26 protein-coding genes are annotated in these 25,969 nt (G+C 71.1%); 8 read left to right on the top strand and 18 right to left on the bottom strand.

The features are described 5' to 3' along the window. Positions 1–45: 45 nt before the first annotated feature. From ACZ5L9_RS14840 to ACZ5L9_RS14830, 3 genes are read right to left on the bottom strand one after another with little or no spacing between them, the layout of a single operon-like run. Complete coding sequence (locus ACZ5L9_RS14840) at positions 46–1,533, bottom strand: amino acid permease (protein WP_464528946.1); 1,488 nt, start codon at positions 1,531–1,533, stop codon at positions 46–48. 55 nt (positions 1,534–1,588) lie between these two features. Continuing rightward, positions 1,589–3,490 (bottom strand): 1-deoxy-D-xylulose-5-phosphate synthase, encoded by a 1,902-nt coding sequence (gene dxs / locus ACZ5L9_RS14835; protein ID WP_464528945.1) that lies wholly within the window; start codon positions 3,488–3,490, stop codon positions 1,589–1,591. Between the two features lie 40 nt (positions 3,491–3,530). Beyond that, complete coding sequence (locus ACZ5L9_RS14830; protein ID WP_464528944.1) at positions 3,531–4,460, bottom strand: SMP-30/gluconolactonase/LRE family protein; 930 nt, start codon at positions 4,458–4,460, stop codon at positions 3,531–3,533. Between the two features lie 68 nt (positions 4,461–4,528). Between ACZ5L9_RS14830 and ACZ5L9_RS14825 the strand changes: the two genes are divergently transcribed. Next, entirely contained in the window at positions 4,529–4,762 is a 234-nt protein-coding gene (locus tag ACZ5L9_RS14825) for a hypothetical protein (protein ID WP_464528943.1), read from the top strand. A gap of 15 nt (positions 4,763–4,777) precedes the next feature. On the opposite strand, the gene ACZ5L9_RS14820 is transcribed toward ACZ5L9_RS14825, so the two are convergent. Both ACZ5L9_RS14820 and ACZ5L9_RS14815 read right to left on the bottom strand, forming a co-directional pair. Continuing rightward, a complete protein-coding gene (locus ACZ5L9_RS14820; protein ID WP_464528942.1) occupies positions 4,778–5,191 on the bottom strand; it encodes a secondary thiamine-phosphate synthase enzyme YjbQ in 414 nt (137 codons plus the stop codon). Next, the gene (locus ACZ5L9_RS14815; RefSeq protein WP_464528941.1) at positions 5,181–5,483 is read right to left on the bottom strand and encodes a thiamine-binding protein; all 303 of its coding nucleotides are present in this window, start codon (positions 5,481–5,483) and stop codon (positions 5,181–5,183) included. The genes ACZ5L9_RS14820 and ACZ5L9_RS14815 overlap by 11 nt, the downstream gene beginning before the upstream one ends. Positions 5,484–5,614: 131 nt before the next feature. Here ACZ5L9_RS14815 and ACZ5L9_RS14810 point away from each other — a divergent pair, with 131 nt between their 5' ends. After that, entirely contained in the window at positions 5,615–5,845 is a 231-nt protein-coding gene (locus tag ACZ5L9_RS14810; protein WP_464528940.1) for a hypothetical protein, read from the top strand. Beyond that, positions 5,838–6,878 (top strand): hypothetical protein, encoded by a 1,041-nt coding sequence (locus ACZ5L9_RS14805; protein ID WP_464528939.1) that lies wholly within the window; start codon positions 5,838–5,840, stop codon positions 6,876–6,878. Before ACZ5L9_RS14810 ends, ACZ5L9_RS14805 begins: the two co-directional genes overlap by 8 nt. A gap of 71 nt (positions 6,879–6,949) precedes the next feature. Here ACZ5L9_RS14805 and ACZ5L9_RS14800 read toward each other — a convergent pair whose 3' ends face one another. The 3 genes from ACZ5L9_RS14800 to ACZ5L9_RS14790 all read right to left on the bottom strand — a co-directional run bounded on the left by ACZ5L9_RS14800 (position 6,950) and on the right by ACZ5L9_RS14790 (position 12,959). Further along, entirely contained in the window at positions 6,950–8,092 is a 1,143-nt protein-coding gene (locus tag ACZ5L9_RS14800) for a class I SAM-dependent methyltransferase (RefSeq protein WP_464528938.1), read from the bottom strand. Between the two features lie 275 nt (positions 8,093–8,367). Continuing rightward, on the bottom strand, positions 8,368–11,202 hold the full coding sequence (locus tag ACZ5L9_RS14795) for an aconitate hydratase (RefSeq protein WP_464528937.1): 2,835 nt from the start codon (positions 11,200–11,202) through the stop codon (positions 8,368–8,370). A 173-nt stretch (positions 11,203–11,375) separates the two neighbouring features. Then, on the bottom strand, positions 11,376–12,959 hold the full coding sequence (locus ACZ5L9_RS14790) for an FAD-dependent oxidoreductase (protein WP_464528936.1): 1,584 nt from the start codon (positions 12,957–12,959) through the stop codon (positions 11,376–11,378). Positions 12,960–13,026: 67 nt separating this feature from the next. On the opposite strand from ACZ5L9_RS14790, the gene ACZ5L9_RS14785 reads away from it, so the two are divergent. Next, on the top strand, positions 13,027–13,593 hold the full coding sequence (locus ACZ5L9_RS14785; protein ID WP_464528935.1) for a helix-turn-helix domain-containing protein: 567 nt from the start codon (positions 13,027–13,029) through the stop codon (positions 13,591–13,593). A 36-nt stretch (positions 13,594–13,629) separates the two neighbouring features. Here ACZ5L9_RS14785 and ACZ5L9_RS14780 read toward each other — a convergent pair whose 3' ends face one another. From ACZ5L9_RS14780 to ACZ5L9_RS14770, 3 genes are all read right to left on the bottom strand, one after another. Beyond that, the gene (locus ACZ5L9_RS14780) at positions 13,630–14,934 is read right to left on the bottom strand and encodes a threonine/serine exporter family protein (RefSeq protein WP_464528934.1); all 1,305 of its coding nucleotides are present in this window, start codon (positions 14,932–14,934) and stop codon (positions 13,630–13,632) included. A gap of 134 nt (positions 14,935–15,068) precedes the next feature. After that, positions 15,069–17,081: a glycoside hydrolase family 3 protein gene (locus ACZ5L9_RS14775; protein WP_464528933.1), complete on the bottom strand. Its 2,013-nt coding sequence runs from the start codon at positions 17,079–17,081 to the stop codon at positions 15,069–15,071. 132 nt (positions 17,082–17,213) lie between these two features. After that, positions 17,214–18,422 carry a class I SAM-dependent RNA methyltransferase gene (locus ACZ5L9_RS14770; protein WP_464528932.1) on the bottom strand — a complete coding sequence of 403 codons (1,209 nt, stop codon included), beginning with the start codon at positions 18,420–18,422 and terminating at the stop codon, positions 17,214–17,216. A gap of 70 nt (positions 18,423–18,492) precedes the next feature. Between ACZ5L9_RS14770 and ACZ5L9_RS14765 the strand changes: the two genes are divergently transcribed. Together ACZ5L9_RS14765 and ACZ5L9_RS14760 are read left to right on the top strand one after the other, a co-directional pair. Continuing rightward, the gene (locus tag ACZ5L9_RS14765; protein WP_464536869.1) at positions 18,493–19,170 is read left to right on the top strand and encodes a potassium channel family protein; all 678 of its coding nucleotides are present in this window, start codon (positions 18,493–18,495) and stop codon (positions 19,168–19,170) included. Next, positions 19,170–19,841 (top strand): potassium channel family protein, encoded by a 672-nt coding sequence (locus tag ACZ5L9_RS14760; RefSeq protein ID WP_464528931.1) that lies wholly within the window; start codon positions 19,170–19,172, stop codon positions 19,839–19,841. The genes ACZ5L9_RS14765 and ACZ5L9_RS14760 overlap by 1 nt, the downstream gene beginning before the upstream one ends. 340 nt (positions 19,842–20,181) lie before the next feature. Here the strand turns inward: ACZ5L9_RS14760 and ACZ5L9_RS14755 are convergent, their stop codons facing one another. From ACZ5L9_RS14755 to dut, 4 genes are read right to left on the bottom strand one after another with little or no spacing between them, the layout of a single operon-like run. Then, positions 20,182–20,967: a DUF3159 domain-containing protein gene (locus ACZ5L9_RS14755; protein ID WP_464528930.1), complete on the bottom strand. Its 786-nt coding sequence runs from the start codon at positions 20,965–20,967 to the stop codon at positions 20,182–20,184. Next, positions 20,964–21,311, bottom strand: coding sequence for an OB-fold nucleic acid binding domain-containing protein (locus tag ACZ5L9_RS14750; protein WP_464528929.1), 348 nt, complete (start codon positions 21,309–21,311; stop codon positions 20,964–20,966). Before ACZ5L9_RS14750 ends, ACZ5L9_RS14755 begins: the two co-directional genes overlap by 4 nt. Continuing rightward, positions 21,308–22,003 carry a DUF3710 domain-containing protein gene (locus tag ACZ5L9_RS14745; RefSeq protein ID WP_464528928.1) on the bottom strand — a complete coding sequence of 232 codons (696 nt, stop codon included), beginning with the start codon at positions 22,001–22,003 and terminating at the stop codon, positions 21,308–21,310. The genes ACZ5L9_RS14750 and ACZ5L9_RS14745 overlap by 4 nt, the downstream gene beginning before the upstream one ends. Positions 22,004–22,043: 40 nt before the next feature. Continuing rightward, positions 22,044–22,514, bottom strand: a complete 471-nt coding sequence (gene dut / locus ACZ5L9_RS14740) for a dUTP diphosphatase (protein WP_464528927.1) — start codon at positions 22,512–22,514, stop codon at positions 22,044–22,046. Between the two features lie 66 nt (positions 22,515–22,580). Here dut and ACZ5L9_RS14735 point away from each other — a divergent pair, with 66 nt between their 5' ends. Beyond that, positions 22,581–23,057: a DUF3093 domain-containing protein gene (locus ACZ5L9_RS14735; protein WP_464528926.1), complete on the top strand. Its 477-nt coding sequence runs from the start codon at positions 22,581–22,583 to the stop codon at positions 23,055–23,057. A 33-nt stretch (positions 23,058–23,090) separates the two neighbouring features. Next, entirely contained in the window at positions 23,091–23,399 is a 309-nt protein-coding gene (locus ACZ5L9_RS14730) for a DUF4235 domain-containing protein (RefSeq protein WP_464528925.1), read from the top strand. A gap of 85 nt (positions 23,400–23,484) precedes the next feature. Here the strand turns inward: ACZ5L9_RS14730 and ACZ5L9_RS14725 are convergent, their stop codons facing one another. The 3 genes from ACZ5L9_RS14725 to ACZ5L9_RS14715 all read right to left on the bottom strand — a co-directional run bounded on the left by ACZ5L9_RS14725 (position 23,485) and on the right by ACZ5L9_RS14715 (position 25,968). After that, a complete protein-coding gene (locus ACZ5L9_RS14725) occupies positions 23,485–23,775 on the bottom strand; it encodes a DUF4193 domain-containing protein (RefSeq protein ID WP_464528924.1) in 291 nt (96 codons plus the stop codon). A gap of 202 nt (positions 23,776–23,977) precedes the next feature. Beyond that, a complete protein-coding gene (locus tag ACZ5L9_RS14720) occupies positions 23,978–24,835 on the bottom strand; it encodes an inositol monophosphatase family protein (RefSeq protein WP_464528923.1) in 858 nt (285 codons plus the stop codon). Next, complete coding sequence (locus ACZ5L9_RS14715) at positions 24,832–25,968, bottom strand: ferrochelatase (protein WP_464528922.1); 1,137 nt, start codon at positions 25,966–25,968, stop codon at positions 24,832–24,834. Before ACZ5L9_RS14715 ends, ACZ5L9_RS14720 begins: the two co-directional genes overlap by 4 nt. Position 25,969: the final 1 nt, after the last annotated feature.

Below are 25,969 nucleotides of genomic sequence, written 5' to 3'. Positions count from 1 at the left end.
CCGGCCGCGCAAGCGACCGGGGCCCTTTCTCCGTTCCGGTGGGCGTCAGGCCGCGGTCCTCTCCGCTTCGCGGACCCGGCTGTGGCCGTGCCCGTAGCCGAAGTAGACGGCGAACCCGATCACCATCCAGACCAGGAACCGGATCCAGGTCTCGATGGAGAGGTTGACCATGAGGTAGAGGCAGATCAACGCCGCGAGCACCGGCACCACCGGGCTGAGCGGCACCCGGAACGGGCGTTCGAGGTCGGGGCGGCGACGACGCAGCACCGGCACGGCCAGCGAGACCAGGGTGAACGCGGTGAGGGTGCCGATGTTGACCATCTCCTCGAGCTTGTCGATCGGCGTGAAGCCGGCGATCACGGCGACCAGGACCCCGATCGTGACGGTGATCCGCAGCGGCGTGCCCGTCTTGGGGTTGGTCCGGCCGAAGCCGTGCGGCAGCAGCCCGTCGCGGCTCATCGCGAACAGCACACGGACGGCGCCGATGATGAGCGTCATCACGACCGTCGTCAGGCCGGCGACGGCGCCGGCGGCGACCAGCGTGGCGAAGCCGTCCTTCCCGACGTCGCGGAAGGCGGTGGCGAGCGCCGCGCTCGGGTCGATCTTGTCGTACGGCACCATGCCGGTGATCACCAGCGCGACCGCGATGTAGAGGATCGTGCAGATCACCAGCGAGCCGATGATGCCCTTCGGCAGGTCGCGCTGCGGATCACGGGCCTCCTCGGCAGTCGTCGCCACCACGTCGAAGCCGATGTAGGCGAAGAAGACGACCGACGCGGCCGAGATCACGCCGAGGACGCCGAAGGTCTGTGGCTTGATGCCGAACACCGCCTGGATCAGGGGCTGGGCCAGGCCGCTGCTGTTGACCGGGTCGGAGGCCGGCGGGATGAACGGCGAGTAGTTCGCGCCGGAGACGTAGAACAGCCCGGCCACGATCACGAACAGGACGATGAAGAGCTTGATGCCGACCAGCACCAGGTTGACCCGCAGCGACTCCTTGATGCCCACGGCGATCAGCGTGGTCAGCACGGCGACGAGCAGCACCGCGGCGAGGTTGACGTGGCCCCAGCTGAAGTGGGCGGAGTCGGCCGGGCCGATCGAGCTGGGCCACCCGAGCCCGATCTCGTCGAGGAAGGTCACCAGGTACGTGCTCCACCCCTGGGCGACGACCGAGGCGCCGAGCATCAGCTCGAGGATCAGGTCCCATCCGATGATCCAGGCGATCAGCTCCCCGAGCGTGGCGTAGGAGAACGTGTAGGCCGAGCCCGCCACGGGGACGGTGGACGCGAACTCTGCGTAGCAGAGCGCTGCCAGCCCGCAGCAGATCGCGGCGATCATGAACGAGAAGACCACGCCGGGACCGGCGTAGTCGGCAGCGACCTCGCCGGTCAGGGTGAAGATGCCGACACCGATCACCACGCCGATGCCGAAGACGGTCAGGTCGATCGCGGTGAGCTGCTTCTTGAGCTTGAAGTCCGGGTCGTCGGTGTCCTCGAGGGACTGCTCGATCGACTTGGTGCGCAGGACGTTCATGTTCCTCACAGTCCCCGCACGAGGACCGGGCGAAACCGGTCGCGACCGGACGGCCTCAGCGCTCGGCGGGAGCGCCCTCCAGGACGGCGGGATCGCCCGCGGCGAGTCGCCCGATGGTGTCGAGGGCGATCGCCTGCGAGTTCAGCCCGATCCGGTCGAGGATCGCGGCCCGCTTGGCGTGGTCGAGGAACTCCTGCGGGATGCCGTGCAGCCGTACAGGCGTGTGCACACCGTGGGCCGCCAGCGTCTGCAGCAGGACCGCGCCGACGCCCCCGATCACGCCGTTGTCCTCGATCGTCACGACGAGACGGTGCTGGGCACCGAGCTCGATCAGGGCCGGGTCGACCGGCTTGACCCAGCGCGGGTCGACCACGGTGGCGCCGATGCCCTGCGCGGCGAGGCGCTCCCCGACCTCGACCGCCGTGCCGGCCATCGAGCCGACGCCGACGACGAGCACGTCCTGGGCGCCCTGACGGAACAGCACGTCGCACCCGCCCGCCGTGCCGACCGCGGCGATGTCCGCGGGCGGCGCGCCCTTCGGGAATCGGACGACCGTCGGGGCGTCGTCGACCTCGACGGCCTCGTTGAGCAACGCCCGGAGCTGAGTGGTGTCACGGGGTGCGGCGAGCCGCAGGCCGGGCACGACCTGGAGGATCGACATGTCCCACATGCCGTTGTGCGAGGCGCCGTCGTCGCCGGTGACGCCGGAACGGTCCAGGACGAAGGTGACGCCGGTCCGGTGCAGCGCACAGTCCATCAGGACCTGGTCGAAGGCGCGGTTGAGGAAGGTCGCGTACACCGCGACGACCGGGTGCATGCCGCCGAGGGCGAGCCCGGCCGCCGAGGTGGCCGCGTGCTGCTCGGCGATGCCGACGTCGAAGGTGCGCTCGGGGAAGCGCTGCTGGAAGGCGTCCAGGCCGACCGGGTGCATCATCGCGGCGGTGATCGCCACGACGTCGGGGCGACGCTCGCCGATCGCGACGATCTCGTCGGCGAACGTGTCGGTCCAGATCCGGCCCTTGGGCGTCTCGGCACCCGTGCTGACGTCGAACGGGCCCGGGGAGTGGAACTGGTCGGCCTCGTGCTGCTCGGCAGCGTCGTAGCCGAACCCCTTGCGGGTGATGGCGTGCACGATGACCGGCCCACCGAACCTGCGCGCCTGCTGCAGCGCCTGCTCCATCGCGACCCGGTCGTGGCCGTCGACCGGACCGACGTACTTCAGGCCCAGGTCCTCGAAGAGCCCCTGCGGGGCGAGCGCGTCCTTGACGCCCTTCTTCATCGCGTGCAGCACGTCGTAGGCGGCACCGCCGATGCCGGGGACCGCGTTGACCCGGCGCTTCACGGTGTCCAGGAGCAGCTCGTAGCGCGGGTTCGTGCGCAGCGAGGTGAGCGCGTTGGCCAGGCCGCCGATCGTGGGCGTGTAGGAGCGGCCGTTGTCGTTGACGACGATGACCAGCCGGCTGTCCTTGGCGATCGCGATGTTGTTGAGCGCCTCCCAGGCCATCCCGCCGGTCAGGGCGCCGTCGCCGATCACGGCGACCGTGTGGCGGTCGTCGCCGCGCAGCCGGTACGCCTTGGCCAGGCCGTCGGCGTAGGACAGCGCGGTCGAGGCGTGGGAGTTCTCCACGATGTCGTGGGCCGACTCGGCACTGCTGGGGTAGCCCGACAGGCCGCCCTCCTGGCGCAGGCCGTCGAAGTCACCGGCCCGGCCGGTGAGCATCTTGTGGACGTAGGCCTGGTGCCCGGTGTCGAAGACGATCCGGTCGATCGGCGAGTCGAAGACCCGGTGGATCGCCAAAGTCAGCTCGACGACGCCGAGGTTGGGGCCGAGGTGGCCGCCGGTGCGCGAGCAGCTCGCGACGAGGAGGTCGCGGATCTCGCTGGCCAGGAGAGTCAGATCGGCGTCGGAGAGATCACCCAGATCACGAGGCGAGGACAGCGACGCGAGAACAGCCATGCCGGGCAGTCTACGTCCCAGTAGCCACAGGCCCGGATCGTCAGGCCAGGCTCACGCGCGCCACCGCGGGCTGCTCGAGGCTGCCCATCCAGACCGTGCCGTCGTGCTCGCGCACCCCGGTCACCATCGCGTACCGGTCGGCCGGGCGCTCGACGTCGTGGACCAGCCGTCCCGTGTCGTCGTACGCCTGGACGCGCACGCAGGGCGCGATCTGCGGCTGGAGCCACGCCGGTGCCTTGGTCGCGGCCGTCCGCACCCATCGCGGCGCCTTCTCGAGCAGGGCGAGCGAGGCGTTGACCGGGCTGGCGATCGTCACCCAGATCAGCCCGTCGGAGCCGCGCGCGATGTTGTCCGGGTGTCCGGGAAGGTCGGCGACGAGATGGTCGCGGGTGCCGGCCAGCGGGCCGCTCAGCCAGTGCCGTACGACCGTGCACCCGCCGGTCTCCGCGACCGCCACGAACGACTCGTCGGCGGCGAGTGCGACGCCGTTGGCGAAGAAGAGGCCGTCGAGCACGACGCACACCTCACCGGAGGGATCCAGGCGCAGCAGCCGGCCCGTACGGGTGTGGAGGATGAGGTCGTCGCGCCAGTGCTCCTGCCCGAAGCGGGTCGAGGAGTCGGAGAACCACACCGTGCCGTCGCTCCCGATCGCGGCGTTGTTGCAGAAGCGCATCGGGCGACCGTCGACCTCGGCGAGGCGCCGCTCGACGCCGCCGGTGCGCGGGTCGACCAGCAGTACGCCGAGCGTCGAGTCGCAGACGAGAAGCCGGCCGTCGGGGTGGAGCTCGATGCCGAGGGGATGGCCGCCGGTGTCGGCGACCCGATCGATGCGACGCCCGTCGGCACTGATCCGCCAGATGGAGCCGTCGCCGGTCCCGGTGAAGACGCACCCCTCGTCGGGACCGGACGTCACGACGACGACGTCCTCGGCACCGTGAGCGGGGACGGGAACCACCTCGAGCGGGGACATGACGGCAGCGTACGGCGCCGCTGGTGCGGTGGGCGGCGGTCGCTGGGGCGAGGTGGCAGACTCGCGGCATGGCGCTCTCCCCTGACCAGAAGACCCGTCTCGTCGTCGTGGCCGTTGCGGTCCAGGCCGCGATCGCGGCGGTGACCATCCGCGACATCAACAACCGCCCGGCCGCGGCGATCCGAGGCCCGAAGCGGCTGTGGCGGGTGGTCGGCAGCGTCAACACCACCGGCTCGGTGGCGTACTGGATCATCGGCCGCAAGCGCGGCGCCCAGGTCGCGGCGATCACCGAAGGCGAGTGATCGACCGGGCCGGGCCTACCCGAGGAAGCTGAGCCGCACCTCACGGACGTCGTTGTCGACGTTGAGGTCGACCAGGCAGATGCTCTGCCACGTCCCGAGGGCGAGCCGCCCGTCGAGGACCGGGACGCTCGCGTACGGCGGGATCAGCGCCGGCATCACGTGCGAGCGACCGTGCCCGGGCGAGCCGTGACGGTGCCGCCACCGGTCGTCCTTCGGCAACAGGTCCGCGAGCGTGGCGAGCAGGTCGTCATCGCTGCCCGCGCCGGTCTCGAGGATCGCGATGCCGGCGGTGGCGTGCGGCACGAAGACGTGCACCAGCCCGTCTCGGTGCCCATCGGCGAGGCTCGCGACGTACTCCTCGACGTCCCGCGTGATGTCGAGGACGACCTCGCGCGCACCGGTGCGATAGCTGCGGACCTCACTGTCCACGCAGGATCTCCTCGACGCGCTCGACCTTCTCGTGCAGCTGGCCGGTGAAGCCGGGCCGGATGTCGGCCTTGATCACCAGGCTCACCCGCGGCGAGACGGCGACCACCGCGTCGGTGGCGCGCTTCACCACGTCGAAGCACTCCTCCCAGGAGCCCTCGATCGTGGTGAACATCGACGTGGTCTCGTGCGGAAGGCCGGAGGCCCGCACCACCGCGACCGCGGCGGCCACGGCCTCGGCGACGCCGCCGGTCTCGTCTCCGACAGTGGGGGCAACGCTGAATGCGACAAGCATGTCGCCAGCCTACGGCGGCAGGTCGCACCGGAGCGGGCGATGCGCTCCCCTGCGGACGAGGGCCCTGCAGCAACATCTGGCTACCGGCCGGTAGGGTGTGCGCTCGTTCACATCCGCAGGGAGGAGAGGACATGGCCGCGCTCGAGAGGCTCGCCGGGCACCTCGGGGTCTCGACCGATCGCCTGGTCGCGTTCTCGTCGTACGACGAGGACCGGATCGCACGACTCGACGCGCTGCTCACCGCTGCCATGGCCGCCGAGGACAAGGCGTTCGCGGACGGCCTGGAGAAGGCGCTGCGCTCCGTCCCGCGCCCCTTGCGCCCCGCAGCCAAGCGGTTCCTGTTCGGCGGCGGCCGTGGGTGACCTGCCCAGCCGGATCGAGGTGACCAAGCTCGCCCAGGAGCTCGGCGCGTCCGAGGCCGACCTCGCCTTCCTCGCCGGCAGCTCCCAGCAGGAGATCCGCGACCTGCGGCGACTCGCCCAGACGGCGCTCTCCGCCCGCAACGAGGACCGGGTCACGCTACTCGCCTCCCTCAGCCGGATGCTGCCGGTGCCGCTGACCGCGAAGATCGCCGAGGTCGCGCTCGGCCCGGTGCTCAGCGCGCGCATCGCCGGCGCCCTCGACCCGCGCGAGGCCACCCGGCTGGCCGGGCACCTCACCCCGTCGTTCCTGGCGGCGGTCGCACCTGCGCTCGACCCGTCGCGGGTCGAGTCGATCATCCGGGGTCTCCCGAACCAGCTCGTCGTCGACGTCGGCCGGCTCCTGCTCCGGCAGGGCGAGCACCTCACGCTGTCGCGCTTCGTCTCGGTCGTCGACATCAACACCGCGATGGGCGTCGTGGCGCGCGCCTCCGGTCACGACCTGCTACAGATCGCGATCTACTGCGACGAGCCGGCCGCGCTCGACGCGATCGCGCAGCGCGTCCCCGACGAGATGCTCGCGGGCGTCATCCGGGCCGCCTCGGACGAGGACGCGTACGACGCCGCGGTCTCGCTGCTCGCCGCACTCTCCCCGGCCACCTGCGCGCGCCTGGTCGACCAGATCCACGCGGTGCCGGCCGAGGCCCGCGAGGCGATCGTCGCGGCGGTCGCCGAGCACGATGCGTGGCCCGGCATCCTGCCGGCGCTGCTTGAGGTGCAGCTGGACACGCTCCGCGAGATGGTCAACGTCGCGACCACGATGGACGCCGAGCTGATCGACCGGGTCGTCGAGCACGCGCGCACGCTCGACCTCGCCCCTGTCCTGGTCCAGCTGGTGCTCGCCTTCGACGACGAGCACCGCTCCGCCATCGGCGACAGCAAGGCGCTGCGCTCGCCCGACCTGCAGGCGTGGCTGATCGCCAGCGACAGCGCACAGCGGGTCGTCCCGGTCCTCGAGGCGCTCGGACTGCGCTGATCGCCACGCACGACGTCATACGTCCCGTGCGTTCGTAGACGCTTGGGACGTATGACGTCCCGCGCCGTGGCCTACGGCCGCAGCTCGATCACCATGTTCACCGGCGTCTCCATCGCCCGGCGGACGTGGGAGAACCCGGCACGCTCGGCCACGTCGCGCAGCCGGGCCTCGCCGGCCTGTGCCCCGAGCGCCGCGCCGACGTCCTGCGCGAGCGACGACGGGGTACAGATCATCGTCGAGGCCGCGTAGAACACCCGGCCGACCGGGTTGAGGTTCTCGAGGATCGAGTCGCCGGCGCGTGGCTCCACCAGCATGACGGTGCCGCCGGGCGCGAGGGCGGCGCGGGCGTGCTCGAGCGCGCCGACCGGGTCGCCCATGTCGTGCAGGCAGTCGAAGAAGCAGATGAGGTCGTAGTCCGAGCCCGGGTAGTCGTCGGCCTTCGCCCGGGCGAACTCGGTGTTGGCCGCCACCCCTTCTTCCTGGGCCAGCGCTGCGGCGCGATCGATCGAGGCCTGGTGGTAGTCGAAGCCGACGAACGTCGAAGCCGGGTAGCGCTGCGCCATCACCGCGGTCGAGACGCCGTGCCCGCAGCCGACGTCGGCGACCTTCGCCCCCGCCATCAGCGCCTCGTGCACACCGTCCATCGCCGGAAGCCACTCGTCGATCAGGTGCATGCGGTAACCGGGCCGGAAGAACTGCTCGGTGCCCAGGAACAGCCCGGGATCGTGCTCGTGCCAACCGAACCCGTGGCCCTCCGCCATCGCCTCCTTGATCCGCGGCAGGTCCTCGTAGACCGAGCGGACGATGTGGAAGCCGCCGGCCATGTAGACCGGGCTGTCGGGATCGCAGAAGACCATCGCCTGCTCGGGCGACATCTGGAACATGACGTCGCCGGTCTGCCGATCGATGTCGGTGCCGACGTAGCCGCTGGCGGCCTGGGCGCACAGCCACTGGTTCGCGTACGGCTCGGGGACGTTGCACCGGGCCGCGAGATCGGCCGCCGACAGTGGCCGGCCGTCGCCGAGCGCCGACCAGAACCCGAGGTCGACGCCCAGGATCACGAGGGATCCGTTGAGTGCCGCGCCGATGTCGGTGACGGCCTGGAAGACCATCGCCTCGAGCCGGGCCATGTCGGGCTCGGCGCTGGCGGTGGGTGTCGCTGCGGCGGTGGCGCCCTGCTGGGATCCGCCGGCTGGTGACTCTGGTGCTGACATGGGAGGTCTCCTCGCTCCAAACGCCACGGCGATTCCGTCGTGGAGACGCCAAGCACGCTACGCCGATGCACACCGGCCCTGAAGGCCCTGCAGCGCAAAGGCTCGCGGGCGCCGCCAGGTTCCCCCATCGGAGGGATCGGTGCCGGCCGCACGAACGCGGCGAGGCCCGCTCCCCGAAGGGAGCGGGCCTCGCCGGTACTCGTCGATCAGCAGTCAGTTGCCGGGCCGCCGCGCTCGGCGCGAGATCGAGCAGGCTCGACTCGCGGCCTCGCTCGTCAGGCGTTGACCAGGTTGCGCAGCACGTACTGCAGGATGCCGCCGTTGCGGTAGTAGTTCGCCTCGCCGGGGGTGTCGATGCGGACGACCGCGTCGAACGAGACACCCGTGTCGGTGGTGACCTTGACCGTCTTCGGGGTGGTGCCCTCGTTGAGCGCGGTGATGCCCGCGATCGAGAAGGTCTCCTCGCCGCTCAGACCCAGGCTGTCGGCGTTCTGGCCGGCCGGGAACTGCAGCGGGATGACGCCCATGCCGATGAGGTTCGAGCGGTGGATGCGCTCGTAGCTCTCGGCGATGACGGCCTTGACGCCCAGCAGCGAGGTGCCCTTGGCCGCCCAGTCGCGCGACGAGCCGGAGCCGTACTCCTTGCCGGCCAGGACGACGAGCGGGATGCCGGCCTCCTGGTAGTTGACCGACGCGTCGTAGACCGCGGCGACCGGGGCGTCCGCCTGGGTGAAGTCACGGGTGACACCACCCTCCGGCAGGTCAGCGGAGCCCGGGGCGCCGATCTTGTTCCTGATCCGGATGTTGGCGAAGGTGCCGCGGATCATGACCTCGTGGTTGCCTCGGCGCGAGCCGTAGGAGTTGAAGTCGCGCTGGGCGACGCCGTTCTCCGCGAGGTAGCGCCCGGCGGGCGAGTCGGCCTTGATGTTGCCGGCAGGGCTGATGTGGTCGGTGGTGACCGAGTCGCCCAGCTTCAGCAGCACCCGTGCGCCCTCGATGTCGGTGACCGGCGAGGGGGTCAGCGACATGCCGTCGAAGTAGGGAGCCTTGCGGACGTAGGTGGAGTCCTCGTCCCAGGTGAACGTCGACCCGGTCGGGGTCGGCAGGTTCTGCCAGCGCTCGTCGCCGGCGAAGACGTCGGCGTAGTCCTTGGTGAACATCTCCGAGGTGATCGAGGAGGCGATCACGTCCTCGACCTCGGTCGGGGTCGGCCAGATGTCCTTGAGGAAGACGTCGTTGCCGTCCTGGTCCTGGCCCAGCGCATCGTGGAACAGGTCGATGTCCATCGTGCCGGCGATCGCGTAGGCGATGACCAGCGGCGGGGACGCCAGGTAGTTCATCTTGACGTCCGGGTTGATCCGGCCCTCGAAGTTGCGGTTGCCCGAGAGCACCGAGACGACGGCCAGGTCGTTCTCCTGGACCGCGGTGGAGATCTCCGGGATGAGCGGGCCGGAGTTGCCGATGCAGGTGACGCAGCCGTAGCCGACCAGGTTGAAGCCGAGCTTCTCCAGGTAGGGCGTCAGGCCCGACTTGTCGTAGTAGTTGGTGACGACCTTCGAGCCCGGCGCCAGCGTGGTCTTGACCCACGGCTTGCGGGTCAGGCCCTTCTCCACGGCCTTCTTCGCCAGCAGCGCCGCACCCAGCATCACCGAGGGGTTGGAGGTGTTGGTGCACGAGGTGATCGAGGCGATCGTGACGGCGCCGTGGTCGAGGGTGAAGCGCGAGCCGTCCTCGAGGGTGACCTCGACCGGCGTACTGGCACGCCCGCCGTCCTTCGGCGCGGCGGAGAGGTGGTTGTTCGGGGCCGGAGCACCGTTGCCCGCGTGCGAGGGGGCGTCGCTGGCCGGGAAGCTCTCCTCGACGGCCTCGTCGTAGCCCGTCGTGTCCTGCGCCTCGCCGGCGTAGTCGACCAGCGCGCCGCGGAAGGCCTGCTTGGCGTCGGTCAGCTGGACGCGGTCCTGGGGGCGCTTCGGGCCGGCGATCGAGGGAACGACCGTGGACAGGTCCAGCTCGAGCTTCTCGGAGAAGCGGGGCTCGGCGGCCGGGTCGAGCCAGAGGCCCTGCTCCTTGGCGTAGGACTCCACCAGGGCGAGCTGCTCGGTCGAACGACCGGTCAGGCGCAGGTAGTTGATCGTCTCGTCGTCGATCGGGAAGACCGCGATGGTCGAGCCGAACTCCGGCGACATGTTGCCGATCGTGGCCCGGTTGGCCAGCGGCAGCGCAGCCACGCCGGCGCCGTAGAACTCGACGAACTTGCCGACCACGCCGTGCTTGCGCAGCATCTCGGTGATGGTGAGCACCAGGTCGGTCGCCGTCGAGCCCTCGGGCAGGTCGCCGGTGAGCTTGAAGCCGACGACGCGCGGGATCAGCATGGAGACCGGCTGGCCCAGCAGGGCCGCCTCTGCCTCGATGCCACCGACGCCGAAGCCGACGACGCCGAGGCCGTTGACCATGGTGGTGTGCGAGTCGGTGCCGACGCAGGTGTCGGGGTAGGCCTGCAGCACCCCGTCGACCTCACGGGTGAAGACGGTGCGGGCGAGGTGCTCGATGTTGACCTGGTGCACGATGCCGGTGCCCGGCGGGACGACCTTGAAGTCGTCGAACGCGGTCTGGCCCCAGCGCAGGAACTGGTAGCGCTCGCGGTTGCGGTCGTACTCGATCTCGACGTTCTTGGCGAACGACTCCGGCGTACCGAACGCCTCGGCGATCACGGAGTGGTCGATGACCATCTCAGCGGGGCTGAGCGGGTTGATCTTGGTCGCGTCGCCGCCGAGGTCGGCAGCGGCCTCGCGCAGGGTGGCGAGGTCGACGATGCACGGCACGCCGGTGAAGTCCTGCATGATCACGCGCGCCGGCGTGAACTGGATCTCCTTGTCGGGCTCCGCGTTCTCGTCCCATCCCGCGAGCGCCGTGATGTCGGCCGCGGTGATGTCCGCGCCGTCCTCGGTGCGCAGGAGGTTCTCGAGAAGGACCTTCAGCGAGAACGGGAGCGACTGGACGTCGATCCCGTCACCCTTCACCGCGTCGAGGCGGAAGATCTCGTAGGACTTGCCGTCCACGTCCAGGGTGCTCTTGGCACCGAAGCTGTCCTGACTGGCCAACGCCAACATCTCCTAGGTTTCAACCGACGAGCTTGAAGTCTTCGACGCCATCCTGCCCCGTGCTCCAGCGGGCGGGGTAGTAAGGCTGCCCTTGCTTCACGGCCTGCCACCCGGATGAACGTCTTGATATCAAGATACATGAGATCGAGGGATTTTTCAGGCTCCGGCGCACTCCGGACGCCTCAGCCCACCCGACGTGCGCGCAGGACGAGGTCGTCGACGTGGTGGTGCGCGGTGGCCGAGCCCGGCGGACGGGGGCGCTTGTCGTCGACCTCGATGACCCAGCCGTCGGCCTGCCGCAGCGCGGCGGCGAAGTCCTCGATGTTCACGTACGCATCGGCGTCGAAGGGCCGGTGCTGGTGCTGCGGACTGCGCATCGCCTCGAGGTCGTGGCTGAGCACGATCAGCGTCCCGCCGGGAGCGACGGCATCGAGGACGTTCCGCACGCCTCGAAGATCCGGCGTCCGAGGGATCGACGCGTAGCACGCGGCGACCAGGTCGAAGCCGCCCTCGGCGAACGGCTGGCGGGCGTTGGCGTCGGCGAGGAGCCCGACCACCTCGAGACCCCGACGGCGGGCCTCACCCTCGATCCGGTCGAGCGCCCGCGCGGAGATGTCGCTCGCGGTCACCGTCCAGCCCTGCTCAGCCAGCCAGAGCGCGTCGCCTCCCTCACCGGCGCCGACGTCGAGGGCGCGCCCGCCGGACAGGCCGGACGCCTCGACGACCAGCGAGACGTTCGGGTTGCCGCTCCACAGCTGCTCGCCGGAGTAGCGGTGGTCCCAGTCTGCGGCGGATCCGGACGGGCGCGCGGCGTCGCGTACGTCCTCGCCGGCGAGATCGAAGGCGACCATGGCGCCGATCCGACTGCCGTGGGCAGCGGCCTGCAACACCTGATGGCTGGGATCGGTGACGTTGCCGACTGCGTAGACCCCCTCGACCGACGTGGCGCCGAGCTCGTCGACGGCGACGATCTCGCCCAGCCCGGTGGCGTGCGGCTCAGGCTGGAGCCCGAGGCCGGCGAAGGGCTCGACCCCAGGGTGGAAGCGCGGCCCGACCGCGACGGCGTCGGCCTCGATCCGCGAACCGTCACCGAGCTCCACACCGCCCACCCGGCCGTCGACCGCGACGACCCGGGCAACATCCGCCGTACGGACGTCGACGCCGGCCGCCCGCAGCACGGCGACCTCAGCGGCGTCGACCGCCACGCCTTCGGCGACCAGCACGGTGAGGTCGGCGGTCAGCTGGCGGAAGACCGGCGCGGTGTGCAGGCCCATCGGGTGCGTCACGACCTGGACGACGCGCTGGTCGCGGACCTCGTAGCCATGGCAGAAGGGGCAGTGGATCACGGTGTCACCCCAGTGCTCGGCGAGGCCCTCGACCGGCGGGAGCTCATCGATCAGACCGGTCGCCACCACGATCCGGCGGGCGACCACGGAGTTCCCCTCGGCCAGCTCGACGACGAAGCGCCCGTTGAGGCGGGACGCCTCGACGACGCGTCCGGAGAGCACCTCGACGCCGTAGCCGCGCACCTCCGCCCGAGCGTCGGCGATCAGCTCGGCCGGCGCGCTGCCGTCTCGTCCGATGAAGCTGTGCATGTGCGCGGCCGGGGCGTTGCGCGGCTCGCCGGAGTCGACGACGATCACCGATCGGCGCTGGCGGCCGAGCTGCAGCGCAGCGGCCAGGCCGGCGGCCGACCCTCCGATGATGGCGACATCACAGTGCCGGACGACGGCGGGAACGGGCTCGTGATCGTGGTCGTGGCTCATGCCCCCGAGGCTAGACACGCGTTTCACAATACGCCAGACTCATTGCAGTATTCGCAAGGAGGTTCAGATGGTCGAGTCCATCGACATCGAGCGCGTCGTCCGTACCCGGCTGCGCAGCCTGCGCACCACGCTCGGGCTCTCCCTCGAGGAGCTGGGCGCGCGCACCAACCTCAGCCCGTCCACGATCAGCCGCATCGAGACCGGCAAGCGGACGATCAGCCTCGACGTCCTGCTGCCGCTCGCGACCGGCCTCCAGGTCGGCCTGGACGCGCTGCTCGACGTGAGCTCCGATGACGACGTCGTCATCCGCCCCACGCCGAGCCGGATCGGGGGCCGGACGACCTGGAACCTGAGCCGCCCCGACAGCACCACGATCGCGATCAAGGTGCTCCTCGAGCCGACCGGCGAGCAGGTCCAGCAACGGGTCCACCCGGGCCACGACTGGCTCTTCGTCCTCAGCGGCCGCATCCGGCTGCTGCTCGGCGATCGGGAGATCGTCGTGCACGCCGGCGAGGCGGCCGACTTCGCCACCATGACGCCCCACGCGTTCGCCGCGATCGACGAGCCGGCCGAGCTGCTGATGATCTTCGATCGCGACGGCCAGCACGCGCACGTCCACCGCGGCAGGGAGTGAGGCCCCTCGAGCCGGGCGTCTCCCCCGCTGGGTCGCTCAGCGGCTGCCGCGCAGCGGGCCGACCAGGCGGGGTCCGGCGAGGCGGGCCTCAAGGCGCCGGCCGCCGCGCTTGAGCGGCTGGGCGACGTACTCCCCCAGGATCACGCCCGCCGCGAGGGAGACCGCGATCGTGACGGCGGTGAACAGCGCGAGCAGCCCCTCCGGCGTGCTGTTCGGGCCCTCGTCCGACAGTAGGAGGGTGAGCCCGCGGTAGATCGAGATGCCCGGCAGCATCGGCACCATCGCCGGCACGACGATGACGAGCGGGGGCACTCGCATCCGGGCGGCGACGCCGTACGCCACCAGGCCGATCACGAACGCGGCGATCGCCACCGGCCAGGCCCGCCCCATCTCGCGCAGGGCCGTCGCGATGCCCATCGCGACGGCGGCGATGACAGCGATGGGCACCAGGATCCTGGCCGGCGCGTAGCAGGAGTACGCGAAGGCGCTGGCGGCGATCGCGGAGCCGAGGATCGTCAGGCCGACGGTCTGCAGGTTGGTCGCGCCGGGAAGGATCGCCGGGATGGGTACGCCGACCGAGCTCGCCACCGTCAGGCCGGCACTGACGCCGGCGATGATGCCCGCTGTCGAGAGCAGTGCCTCGAGGACCCGTGCGTTCGCGGTGATGTAGAAGCCGGACAGGCCGTCCTGGAGCGCGCCCATCAGGCCGATGCCGGCCAGCAGGACGACGATGTTGGCGGTGATCGCCGAGGAGACGTCGACGTCGAGCGGGGTGGCGGTCATCGCGACCGCGAGCAGCGAGGCCACCCCCGCGCCGGCGATCTGCTGGTAGAAGACGGGGATCCGGCGGCGGGACAGCACCAGCTGGATCCGGTCGATCAGCCCGGCGGAGACGAACGCCAGCAGCGCCACCGGGGCGTCTCCGCCCAGCTGGACGGCGACCGCAGCCGCCATCACCGCGAGCCCGAGAGTGGCCGCCCACCGCGGCCGGCTGTGACCGGTCGAGGTGATCCGACCGAGGGCGGTCCGCGCGGTACGCAGGTCGACGTCGCCGCGGATCACGTCGCGGATGAGGTGGTCGACGAGGGTGAGGTGCTCGTAGTCGATCGCGCGGGACTTCACCAGCCGGCTCGCCGAGATCGGCGGCTCGTCCGGACCCGGCCTGTACTGCATGGCCACCATCACGAAGGTGACGTCGATGTCGCAGTTGCGCAGGCCCAGGGCCCGCGACACCATCCCCATGGTGTCGACCGCGTCCGCCGCACCCGTGCCCGACGCGATGAGCAGGTCGCCGACACGGGTGCAGAAGTCGAGTGTCAGGTTCACCTCGCGAACATCCATGCCCCGAGGTTGCCAGGTGGCCCGCCGCCACAGCCCACGACCCGGGCCGAAACGCCGCTGACCGCGACCACGTCGAGAGTCGATCGACGTGGCCGCGGTCAGCGGATGACCCGGAGGTCAGCGGGCGAGCGCTGTCAGTAGCGCATGCCGTACCCGAGCCGGTAGAGCGGATGCGCGCTGTCGGCCGGCAGGTCGGACTTCTGCTTCTCCACCGCCGCCATCGACCTCGGCAGCTCGAAGGGCAGCTTGCCCTCGGGCCGGGCCTTGCCCGACACGAGCGCGAAGAGGGCGTCGTCGCTGAGTCCGAAGTTGGCCAGGATCGCCGAGGCCTTCGGCTTCAGCTGGGTGAGGATCGCGGGGCGGTCCATGTAGACCGAGACGATCGTGGGCACCTGGGCGCTGATCTTCGCGATGGCGTCGAAGTCCTTCTGGCCGGGCTCGAAGGCGAGGTTGCCCTCGTGCTGGAGACTGCCGAAGGTGTACTGCGGGTGCAGCGTCTCGTACGGCGTCGAGGTCCGCGCCAGCGCGAAGTCGGCCTTCTGCGGGCTGCTCACCACGCGGTACCCGGCCCGCTTGGCCGCCGCCGCGTCGACCCCGTAGAGGTAGACCTTGCTTCCCCTGCGCGCGGGCAGCGCCCGGGCTGCGTGCTTGGCGACGCGAGCGTTCTTCAGCAGCACCGTGCCGTGCTCCTGCGCCTTGGTGGCCTGGGCCTGGAAGCGGGCGTTGCCGACGATCCGCGCCGCCGCGGCCGGGCTGACGTACGGGTCCTCGAACAGGCCCTGCTCGAACTTCTGGGTCAGGATCCGCTGCACCGAGGCGTTGATCCGGGCGACGCTGACCTTGCCCTGAGCGACGGCCTGGACGATCGGCGACCAGTCCTCGGTGCCGCCGAACTGGTCGAGACCGGCGTTGATGCCCTTGGCGTACCGCTCGACGAGGGTGGCGTTCTCCATCCCCCACGGCGTCCCGAAGCCGACGAAGCCCGGCGTCTGACCCGCCGGCCAGCCGTTCTCGCAGTTGGCGTCGCAGTCACTGGTGATGCCCCAGTCGCTGAGGACGACGCCGCGGAAGCCGTACGTGCGGCGCAGCAGGTCGGTGAGCATCTGCTTGTTGTAGCCGGCCCCGACCTGCTCGCGCGGCTTTCCGTCGACAGTGACGCCCTTGATGATCGAGTAGGTGGGCATCACGCCCGCCGCGCCGCTGCTGAAGGCGTCCTTGAACGCGTCGAGGTGGCGGCGGAAGCTGCGGTTGCTGGTGAAGGTGGCGTACTTGCCGTAGGCGTTGTGGCTGTCGAAGCCGTTCTCCTGGGCGCCGTACCCACCCCAGTGCTTGACCACGGTGAGGACGCTGTCGGGATGCACCCCGCGACCACCCTGGAAGCCGCGGACGTAGGCCCCGGCCATGGCCCGCACGACGGCGGGGTCCTCACCGAAGGTGCCGTTGATCCGCGCCCAGCGCGGCTCGGTGGCGACGTCGGCCTGCGGGGAGAGCGCCATCTGGATGCCGACGGCTCGGTACTCGCGCCGGGCGATGTCGCCGAACCGCTGCACCAGCGCGACGTCCCGGGTGGCGGCGAGACCGGTGGTCTCGGGCCACTGCGAGAAGCCGCCGGACTGGACGCTGGCGCCCGGGACGTACTGGAACGAGTTGCGCGGGTCGCTGCTGATCGTCAGCGGGATGCCCAGGCGGCCGCTCTCGGCGATGCGCTGCAGCGCGTTGTCCTTCTTCGCCAGTGAGCTGGGATCGTCGCTGAGCCGGGTGATCGCGCTGGTCACGCCGAGATCCTGGATGATGTGGCGCGCACCGGCCATGTCGTAGTCGGTGCCGGTGCCGACCGCCCCACCCGTGGTGGGAAGGGTGCCGTGCACCATCGTCGCGGCCTTCTCCTCGAGCGTCATGCGCCCGACCAGGTCCCGCGCCCGCTTGGCGGGGGTGAGTCGCCAGTCCTCGTACGGATCCAGGCGGCCGTTGCCGTCGAGGTCCTTGAACGTCAGGCCGTGCCGGTGCAGCAGCGTCGCCGAACGTGCTTCGATCCTGGGCTGCGCGGGCGCCTTGGCTGCACTGGCCGCTCCACCGGGTGTGACCACCACGGTGAGGCCGAGTGCGAGAACGGACCCCGAGACAGTCAGGCATCGTCGTAGCTTCATGCTCACTCCTCATGTCGATGTCGTGACCGGCATCACATTAGGTCCAGGTACTCGCCAGGTGGCGCAAGAGGTCCGAGGAGCGGACGGACGACTGCCCACGACGTGACACACGCCCTGGGTCCTCGCCTCAGGTCAGGAGCGAGGCTCCAGCAGGGCGACGCATTCGACGTGGTGCGTCATCGGGAACAGGTCGAAGCCCCGCAGGCTCGACAGGACGTAGCCGTGCTCGGCGAAGATCGCGACGTCGCGGGCGAGCGCGGCGGGATCGCAGGCGACGTACGCGACCGCGCGCGGGGCGCGGGCGACGACCGCCTCCACGACCGGGCGCCGGGCGCCCTCGCGCGGCGGGTCGAGCACGACCAGGTCGACGGGGTCGGCGTAGGAGGACGCGAGCACGGTGGCGACGTCGCCGACGCTCGCCTCGGCCGCGGGGACGTTGGCCGCGGAGTACGCGGAGGCGTTCGGCTCGCCCTCGATCGCCACCACGCGGCCCTCCGGCCCGACCCGGTCGGCGAGGAAGGCGGCGAACAGGCCGACGCCGGCATAGAGGTCGAGCACCGACTCACCCGACTGGGGGTCGAGGGCCTCGAGCACCGCCTCGACGAGCGCGGTCGGAGCGCCCGGGTGGACCTGCCAGAAACCGTCGGCTGCCAGCTCGAAGGTGTGCGTCTCGCCGGCCGCGGTGACCGTCTCGGTGATCGTGGTCGCATCGCCGGGCGCTGCCTCGCGGGCGTCGCGGCGGGCGATGAGGCAGTCGTCGACCGGGATGACGTCGTGGGAGCGGTACTTGCGCATCCCCTTGCCGGGGCCGACGTAGCGCTGCCGGGTACGCCAGCGCAGGCCGTTCTCGTCGCCGGGGACGGCCTCGACGGACAGGCCGGCGACGAGCGGTGACGTCGCGTCGAGCTTCGCCAGGCGGACGAGTTGCTCGCGTACGACGGTGGCCTTCAGCTCCCGCTGGGCGGTCAGGGAGACGTGCTGGAAGTCGCAGCCGCCGCACGCACCGGGTCCGCTGAACGGGCACGGCGCCTCGACCCGGTCCGGCGACGCCTCGAGGACCGCCACGGCGTCACCGCGCCAGAAGCGATCGCCGTCGGTGCCCTCGGTGATCTCGATGGTGACGCGCTCGCCGGGCAGGGCGTGTCGAACGAAGACGACCCGGGTCTCCGGGCTCCCGTCCTCGGTCGTGGCTCCGGTCGCGACGCGGGCGACCACATGACCGCCGTGGGCGATCGGGCCTGCCACGAGGTCGTAGCGCTCCCCCACCCGGGAGCGGCCGCGAACGACCTTGGCACGGGTCTGACGGCCTGGGCGGCGGGGTCCTCGGTTCTGGCTCGGCACGCACGAAGGCTACGCAGGTTGACTACTCCGGACGCAACTGTGACAGCGTGGCCCTGTGCACGTCGTGATCATGGGTTGTGGCCGGGTCGGCTCCACCCTCGCCCGAAGCCTCGAGGACCGCAACCACACCGTGACGGTGATCGACAGCGAGCCGGACGCGTTCCGCCGACTGGGTCCGACGTTCGGCGGTGACAAGGTGGCCGGCATCGGCTTCGACCAGGAGGTCCTGGAGAAGGCCGGCATCCGCCGCGCCGAGGCGTTCGCCGCTGTGTCGAGCGGTGACAACTCCAACATCATCGCGGCCCGGGTGGCCCGTGAGACCTTCGGCGTCGAGAAGGTCGTCGCCCGCATCTACGACCCGGGCCGCGCCGAGGTCTACGAGCGGCTCGGCATCAGCACGGTCGCCACCGTCAAGTGGACCTCCGACCAGGTGCTGCGCCGGCTGCTGCCGCAGGGCACCGAGCCGGTCTTCCGCGACATGTCGGGCACGATCCGCCTCGACGCGATCCCGGCCCCGACCGCGTGGGTCGGCCAGCGCACCATCCGGCTGCAGCAGCAGACCGGCTCGCGGATCGCGTGGATCGACCGGCTCGGCGACGGCATGCTGCCGACCCGCGAGTCGATCGTGCAGGAGGGCGACGTCCTCCACCTGGTGATGCGTGAGGACCACGCCACCGATTGCTTCGCCTCGCTCAACGAAGGACCGAGCGGCGACTGGGTCGACTACGCCTCGAAGGAGAACAGCTGATGCGCGTCGCCATCGCCGGAGCCGGAGCGGTCGGCCGCTCGATCGCCCGCGAGCTGATCCAGAACGGTCACGACATCCTGCTGATCGACAAGGACCCGCGCTCGATCCGTCCCGAGCGGGTCCCCGACGCGGAGTGGCTGCTCGCCGACTCCTGCGAGCTCTCCTCGCTCGAGGAGGCCCGGATGGAGCGCTGCGACGTGGTCATCGCCGCCACCGGCGACGACAAGGTCAACCTCGTCACCGCCCTGCTCGCCAAGACCGAGTTCGGCGTCCCGCGTACGGTCGGGCGGGTCAACCACCCGAACAACGAGTGGCTCTTCACCGACGCCTGGGGCGTCGACGTCAGCGTCTCGACGCCGCGGATCATGTCCGCACTGGTCGAGGAGGCCGTCAGCGTCGGTGACCTGGTGCGGCTGTTCTCGCTGCGCCAGGGCCAGGCCAACCTGGTCGAGCTGACGTTGCCGGCCGACAGCCCGTTCGTCGGCAAGCCGATCGCCGAGATCCCGCTGCCGACCAACTGCGCCCTCGTCACGATCCTGCGCGACCGCGACGTCCACACCCCCACCCCGACCACCCCGGTCGAGTCCGGCGACGAGCTCCTCTTCGTCGTCCCCGCGGAGAACGAGGACGAGCTCGAGCGCCTCCTCTCCCCCACCACCCACAGCGAGTAGCGCCGCCCCGGCCGGGCAGGGGTAACACGATGTTCACGGAGGTAGCAGCCTGACGCAACGGGCTGCCACCCCGGCGAACGACGTGTTACCCCCTCACCTCAGGCTGCGCGGGGCGACGCCTGCCCCAGGGTGTGCCGACCGGCGGGCCACGCCGCCCCGAGCAAGCAGAGCTCCGGGGTTCGAGGCTCACTGAGCACGCACGTCAACCGCTGGGTGGCGTGGACCGACGGGCGGTGCCGCCGCAGGGGCGCTGCGTAAGCAACGCGCCGGACGAAGTCCGCTGCGCGGGGCGACGCCTGCCCCCAGGCGTGCGCCGGCCGGCGGGCCGCGCCGGGCCGGATCAGTCCTCCAGCGGCGTGGCGTTGCGGGCGAGCATCCAGACCATCCCGCCCCACGCGAGGATCCGCAGCGGCCAGCCGACCCCCAGCCGGATGATGCCGAGCACCAGCACGGCGGCGTCCTTGTGCATCGCCCCGCCGTACCCGAGCACGATCACGACCCCCTCGACCAGCGCGAGGATCGCGCCCGGGGCGAGGAAGAGCCAGGTCAGGCGGGTGCAGAGCGTGACGATCTGGCGGTTCTCGTGCCATTCCAGCGGATCACCCGCGACGCTGCCGACCATGAAGCCGATCGCGGGCCAGCGCACCAGGCAGCTGAGCACCAGGCCCACGGTGTAGACACCGGTGATGACGACGCCCGGGACGAAGAAGGCCAGCGCCTGGTCCTCCTGGGAGCCGCCCATGCTGCGGGCGATGTGGACCACCAGCCAGCCGATGCCGATGCCGACGATGGCGTTGGCGACGTACTGGATCGTGGAGCGCTCGACGAGACGCCACACCAGGGCGACGGCGGCGAGCGCGAAGCCGGAGATCAGGGCGAGGCGGATGTCCTTGGCGATCAGCCAGGCGAGGGTGAACGCCAGACCCGGGAGGGCGGCCTCGAGCATGCCGCGCCGGCCGCCGAGGGACGTGGCCATCTGGCGGCGTACGACCGCCTCGACGGTGTCCACGCCGACGTGGTGCGGCTGCGGCTCGGACCCGGCGTCGGACCCGGCGTCGGTCCCGGCGTCGGACCCGGCGTCGGTCTCGGCCGGCGCCGACGGCTCGGGCGTCGCCGGACCGGTCACGGGATGAGCTCGTAGCGCGGATTGAAGATCGTACGGATGCCGTCGTAGCGGCTGATCCGGCCCTGGACCTCGAGCGAGACCCCCGGCGCGATGCCGGTGATCTGGCGTCGGCCGAGCCACACGACAGTCACCACGTCGGTGCCGTCGAAGAGCTCGGCCTCGAGCGCCGGGGCACCGCCGCGCGGGCGCATCGTGACGGTGCGCAGCGTGCCGCGCACCTTGATCCGCTCGCGATCGGCCGCGTCGGCGATGGTGGTGACGTCCTCGCACACGACCTCGGGCCGCTCGCCGAGCCCGTCGGCGTCCTTGGCCCAGGAGCTGAGCGCGTCGCGGAGCTTGCTCATGCCTCCTGCACCTGCTGAGCGTTGGGCGGGATCACGATCGGGAGCGCCTCGCCCTTGGGCATGGCGGTCCTGCCGCGGCTGACCACGACGTGGTGGAGGACTCCCTCCCAGGCGGTGCCGATCTCGGCCTCGACGGCGGGGCGGCCGAGGAAGGTGGCGCGCAGCATCCAACGGGGGCCGTTGATGCCGAGGATGCGGGAGGGCTGCACACCCTGCTCGCCGTCGGGCAGGGTCACCGCGAGCTGGCAGAGCAGCTCGGGACCGAACGCGCCGTCGCGCTGACCGACCTGGCCGCCGCGCGCCTGGACGTCGGCGGCCAGCTGGGGCAGGACCTCGCCCCAGAGGTCACCGTTGCGCGGGGCCGCGAACGCCCGCAGCTCGATGGCGCCGTCCTCGCCGGTGAGCATGACGGCCGCGATCTGGCCGGTGGCCTCGTCGACCTGGAGGCGCAGCTCGAGGCCGTCGACGGTCGGGATGTGGAGGGAGCCGAGGTCGACGCGGGTGATCGGCGCCGCGTCGTCGGGGATCTCGTCGATGTCGTACGGGCCGCGCGGGCCGTCGGCCTGGGCCGGCACGGCCGCCTCGCCGCTCTCCCCACCGTTCTCCTCGGCGGTCGAGATCTCGCCGTCTTCGGGAAAGGCGTCGAGGTTGATCTCGATGGCCTCGGACGTGGACTTGCGACGGAACTTCAACGCAACGCTCTCTCTGTGGTCGTGGGGTCGGCTCGCGGGCTCAGCCCTGCGAGAACCCTCCGGTAGAACCGTAACCCCCCGTGCCCCGGACGGAGCCAGGCAGGACCTCGACGTCCACGAAGCGGGCGGTCTCGACGCGCTGGATCACCATCTGGGCGACCCGGTCGCCGCGGCGCAGCACGATCGGGTCGTGCGGGTCGAGGTTGATCAGCAGCACCTTGATCTCGCCACGGAAGCCGGCGTCCACCGTGCCCGGCGTGTTCACGATCGAGAGGCCGTGGCGCGCGGCGAGCCCGGATCGCGGGTGCAGGAGGGCGACGTACCCGTGCGGGAGGGCGATCGCGATGCCCGTCGGGACCAGCGCCCGCTCTCCGGGCGCCAGGGTGACGTCGACGGTGGTCACCAGGTCGGCACCGGCGTCGCCGGGGTGGGCGTACGCGGGGGCGGGCAGGTCCCGGTCCAGCCGCTGGAGGGCGATGTCCACGGTGTGCGCGGGAGGCGTTTCAGACACGGGCGGGACCCTATCGCGGGACCCGGATCGTGGGTTCTGGAGGCAGGGATGAAAAACTCTCCCGCTGTGAGCACAGGGAACGTCGGGAGCACCGCGATCTATCAGGAGCGCCTGACCGTGCCGCTGCGCTGGTGGGTGCAGGGGACGATGTTCGTCGCGACCCTCTGGCTGGCGATGATCGTCTCGATGCCGGCCGCCCTGGCGTGGGGCCTGACGGCCGCGATCATGGCGCTGCTGACGCTGGGCTACACCGCGTACGGCGGCGCCCGCATCGTGGTGGGCGACGGCATGCTGCGCGTGGGCCGCGCCCAGATCGAGGCCGGGTTCCTCGGCGAGGCGACCTCGCTCGACCCCGAGGCCGCTCGTCGCGTCGCGGGACGGGACGCGGATGCCCGCGCCTACCTGGTGCTGCGCCCCTACCTGAAGCGCGCGGTCAGGGTCGCGATCGAGGATCCGGCCGATCCGGCGCCGTACTGGCTGATCAGCACCCGCGACCCCGACCGGCTGGCCGCGGCGATCACCTCGCTCACCAGCACCCGCTGACCGTCCTTCCCGGATCGGGCTAGGGTGGCCGGTATGGGGAAGAAGAAGGCCGACGCGCCGCAGAACTCGAAGGCCTGGGCCGCGATGGCGATGGTGTCGGGCCTCGCGGCAGCCCGTGGCACGAACCTGGTGCTGAACAAGTTCTGGAAGACCAGCACCAAGCGCAACCCGCCGACCAATCCCGCCGACCCCGACGTCGAGCTGTGGGAGGCGGTGGTCTGGTCCGCACTGACCGGGGCGGCCGTCGCGTTGACGAAGATGTTCGCCCAGCGCCGCGCCGCGAGCTACTACGTGAAGTCGACCGGCCAGCTGCCGCCGCAGCTCTCGCACGACGGCAAGTAGGCCGCGACCCGGCTCGCGCCGGACCGTGAGAAGCGGAAGGGCCCCGCCGGCATGGCGAGGCCCTTCATGGGTGTCTGTGTCAGCGTCAGGCGCAGTCGCGGCAGATCATCCGCTTCGCGTCCGCCAGCTGGCTGCGGTGGTGCACCAGGAAGCAGCTCATGCAGGTGAACTCGTCGTCCTGCTTCGGCTTCACCTCGACGGCGAGCTCCTCGTGCGACAGGTCCGCACCCGGGAGCTCGAAGGACTCAGCGGCCTCCGCCTCGTCCTCGTCGACCTTGCCGGAGTTCTTGTCGTGACGGCGCGCCTTGAGCTCTTCGATGCTCTCTTCGGACTGCTCTTCCTCGTTCTTGCGCGGCGCATCGTAGTCAGTCGCCATTCCCGTCCCCTTCTCGTCCTACCAGCGTCCTCTGCCCGAGCCGGCCCCATGTCACCGGTCGGGCGGTGATTGTGCCTTATGGGCCGTACCGATGCACGCGCCGACTCAGGTGTCGACGCGTGAACATCCGGTGAAGGGGCACTATTCCCGCGTCATAGCGCACACTCAGGCGGCGCACGGGTCACCACCCGCTTCGGGCGAGTTACGCGCCGGCGAAGTAGCCCGCCTCGAGGGCGGCCGCCCGCAGCTCGTCGAAGCCGTGCGCGGGAGCGGCCAGGAAGAGCTCACCGCCACCCAGCCCGACGGTCGCCTCCGTACGCGCACCCGCGCCGCGCGCGATCAGCGCCGCGGCGGCGTAGTCCCACAGGTGGACGCCCTCCTCCAGGTAGCCGTCGAAGGTGCCCTGCGCAACGTCGCAGACGTCGAGCGAGCAGGAGCCGGCGCGACGGATGTCGCGCACCTGCGGCAGCAACCGGACCAGGCACTGGGCCTGGAGGCGGCGCAGCCCGGCGTCGTAGCCGAACCCGGTGGCGATCAGGCGCTTGCCCAGCGGGGCCTCGGCCGCGACGGAGATCGCGCTGCCGTCGCGGCGTGAGACCGCCTGCCCGTCGTCGCCGAGGTGCCCGGTGAACTCGACCCGATGGGGCACGTCGATGACGACGCCGGCGACCACGTCGCGCTCCCCGTCGGGGCCCTCGAGCTCGGCGGCGATCGAGACGGCGTAGCGCGGGATGCCGTACAGGAAGTTCACGGTGCCGTCGATCGGATCGACGATCCAGCGAACGCCCGTCGATGTCCCAGGGGTGCCCTCCGTGCTGCCGCCCTCCTCGCCGAGGAAGGAGTCGTCGGGTCGCTTGGCCAGGATGATGCGGCGGATCAGCTCCTCGCTGGCCCGGTCGGCCTCGGTCACGACGTCGGTGTCGGTGGACTTGGTCGCGGCGACCTCGACGACGCGCAACGCCCGGTCGCGGACCAGGTCGGCGGCCGCACGGGCCGCCTCCTGGGCGAGGGCGAGCAGCTCGATCGGGGTCGGCGCGGACGCGGTCGGCGGGGTGCTCATGCGGGGTCTCCGATGCCGGTGAGGGTGGGCTTGCTCCCGCGCTGGCCAGCACAGCAGCCGACCGCGCAGCGGTCCCAGAGGGCGCCGATCTCCCCGACGACCGTACGGGCGACCTCGGTGCCGCGCTCCACGGCGGCGCGCTCCAGAAGCAGGTCTCGGACAGTGGCGACGAAGCGCGGGTCGCTGCCCGGGGTGGCGCTGCGAGCGGCGGCCAGGCCCAGCCGCTCGCAGGTGGCCATCGCCTCGGTGTCGAGGTCGTAGACGACCTCCATGTGGTCGGAGACGAAGCCGACCGGGCAGAGCACGACCGCCTTGACGCCGTCGGCGGCCAGCTCCTCGAGCCGGTCGTTGATGTCGGGCTCGAGCCAGGGGATCTGCGGGGATCCCGAGCGCGAGCAGAACGCGAGCTCGTACGCGTGCGCGATCCCGGTCTCGGCCGCCACGCGGGTGGCGACGGTGCGCGCGACGTCGAGGTGCTGGGCGACGTACGCCCCGCCACCCGCCTCCGGCGGGCCGGAGGCGTCGTTCATCGCCGTCGGGATCGAGTGCGTCACGAACACGATCCGGGCGCCGGCTCGCAGCTCGGCGGGCAGCTGCTGCATCGCAGCGAGGATGCCGTCGGTGACCGGCTCGGTGAAGCCCGGGTGGTTGTAGTAGGCGCGCAGCTTGTCGAAGACGATGCCGCTGTCCTCGCCTCCGTTGAGCTCGCGCGCGTCGAAGAGGTTCTCGCGATACTGCCGGCACGACGAGTTCGACGCGTACGCGCTGGTGGTGAAGACGGCGACGCGCCGTACGCCGTCGGCCTTCATCCGGGCGACCGCGTCACCGAGGTACGGCTCCCAGTTGCGGTTGCCCCAGTAGACCGGCAGGTCGATGCCGTGCTCGGTCAGGTCGGCGCGGAGCGCGGCCAGGAACTCGCGGTTCTGGTCGTTGATCGGCGATCGGCCTCCGAAGAGGAAGTAGTGCTGGCCGACCTCCTCGAGCCGCTCGCGCGGGATGCCCCGGCCGCGGGTGACGTTCTCCAGGAACGGCACCACGTCCTCGGGCTTCTCGGGGCCGCCGAAGGAGAGCAGGAGAACGGCGTCGTACGGGCTGGTGTCGCTGAACGATGAGGCGTAGCGCGAGGCATCCACG

Source organism: Nocardioides sp. JCM 18998, from assembly GCF_055391535.1.
This window is presented reverse-complemented; position numbering and strand designations above follow the sequence as displayed.

Bases quoted from the DNA above. Each gene is read 5' to 3' on its own strand.
- ACZ5L9_RS14840 (WP_464528946.1), bottom strand. From the start codon at position 1,533: ATGAACGTCCTGCGCACCAAGTCGATCGAGCAGTCCCTCGAGGACACC.
- dxs (WP_464528945.1), bottom strand. From the start codon at position 3,490: ATGGCTGTTCTCGCGTCGCTGTCCTCGCCTCGTGATCTGGGTGATCTC.
- ACZ5L9_RS14830 (WP_464528944.1), bottom strand. From the start codon at position 4,460: ATGTCCCCGCTCGAGGTGGTTCCCGTCCCCGCTCACGGTGCCGAGGAC.
- ACZ5L9_RS14825 (WP_464528943.1), top strand. From the start codon at position 4,529: ATGGCGCTCTCCCCTGACCAGAAGACCCGTCTCGTCGTCGTGGCCGTT.
- ACZ5L9_RS14815 (WP_464528941.1), bottom strand. From the start codon at position 5,483: ATGCTTGTCGCATTCAGCGTTGCCCCCACTGTCGGAGACGAGACCGGC.
- ACZ5L9_RS14810 (WP_464528940.1), top strand. From the start codon at position 5,615: ATGGCCGCGCTCGAGAGGCTCGCCGGGCACCTCGGGGTCTCGACCGAT.
- ACZ5L9_RS14800 (WP_464528938.1), bottom strand. From the start codon at position 8,092: ATGTCAGCACCAGAGTCACCAGCCGGCGGATCCCAGCAGGGCGCCACC.
- ACZ5L9_RS14795 (WP_464528937.1), bottom strand. From the start codon at position 11,202: ATGTTGGCGTTGGCCAGTCAGGACAGCTTCGGTGCCAAGAGCACCCTG.
- ACZ5L9_RS14790 (WP_464528936.1), bottom strand. From the start codon at position 12,959: ATGAGCCACGACCACGATCACGAGCCCGTTCCCGCCGTCGTCCGGCAC.
- ACZ5L9_RS14785 (WP_464528935.1), top strand. From the start codon at position 13,027: ATGGTCGAGTCCATCGACATCGAGCGCGTCGTCCGTACCCGGCTGCGC.
- ACZ5L9_RS14780 (WP_464528934.1), bottom strand. From the start codon at position 14,934: ATGGATGTTCGCGAGGTGAACCTGACACTCGACTTCTGCACCCGTGTC.
- ACZ5L9_RS14775 (WP_464528933.1), bottom strand. From the start codon at position 17,081: ATGAAGCTACGACGATGCCTGACTGTCTCGGGGTCCGTTCTCGCACTC.
- ACZ5L9_RS14765 (WP_464536869.1), top strand. From the start codon at position 18,493: ATGGGTTGTGGCCGGGTCGGCTCCACCCTCGCCCGAAGCCTCGAGGAC.
- ACZ5L9_RS14760 (WP_464528931.1), top strand. From the start codon at position 19,170: ATGCGCGTCGCCATCGCCGGAGCCGGAGCGGTCGGCCGCTCGATCGCC.
- ACZ5L9_RS14750 (WP_464528929.1), bottom strand. From the start codon at position 21,311: ATGAGCAAGCTCCGCGACGCGCTCAGCTCCTGGGCCAAGGACGCCGAC.
- ACZ5L9_RS14730 (WP_464528925.1), top strand. From the start codon at position 23,091: ATGGGGAAGAAGAAGGCCGACGCGCCGCAGAACTCGAAGGCCTGGGCC.
- ACZ5L9_RS14725 (WP_464528924.1), bottom strand. From the start codon at position 23,775: ATGGCGACTGACTACGATGCGCCGCGCAAGAACGAGGAAGAGCAGTCC.
- ACZ5L9_RS14720 (WP_464528923.1), bottom strand. From the start codon at position 24,835: ATGAGCACCCCGCCGACCGCGTCCGCGCCGACCCCGATCGAGCTGCTC.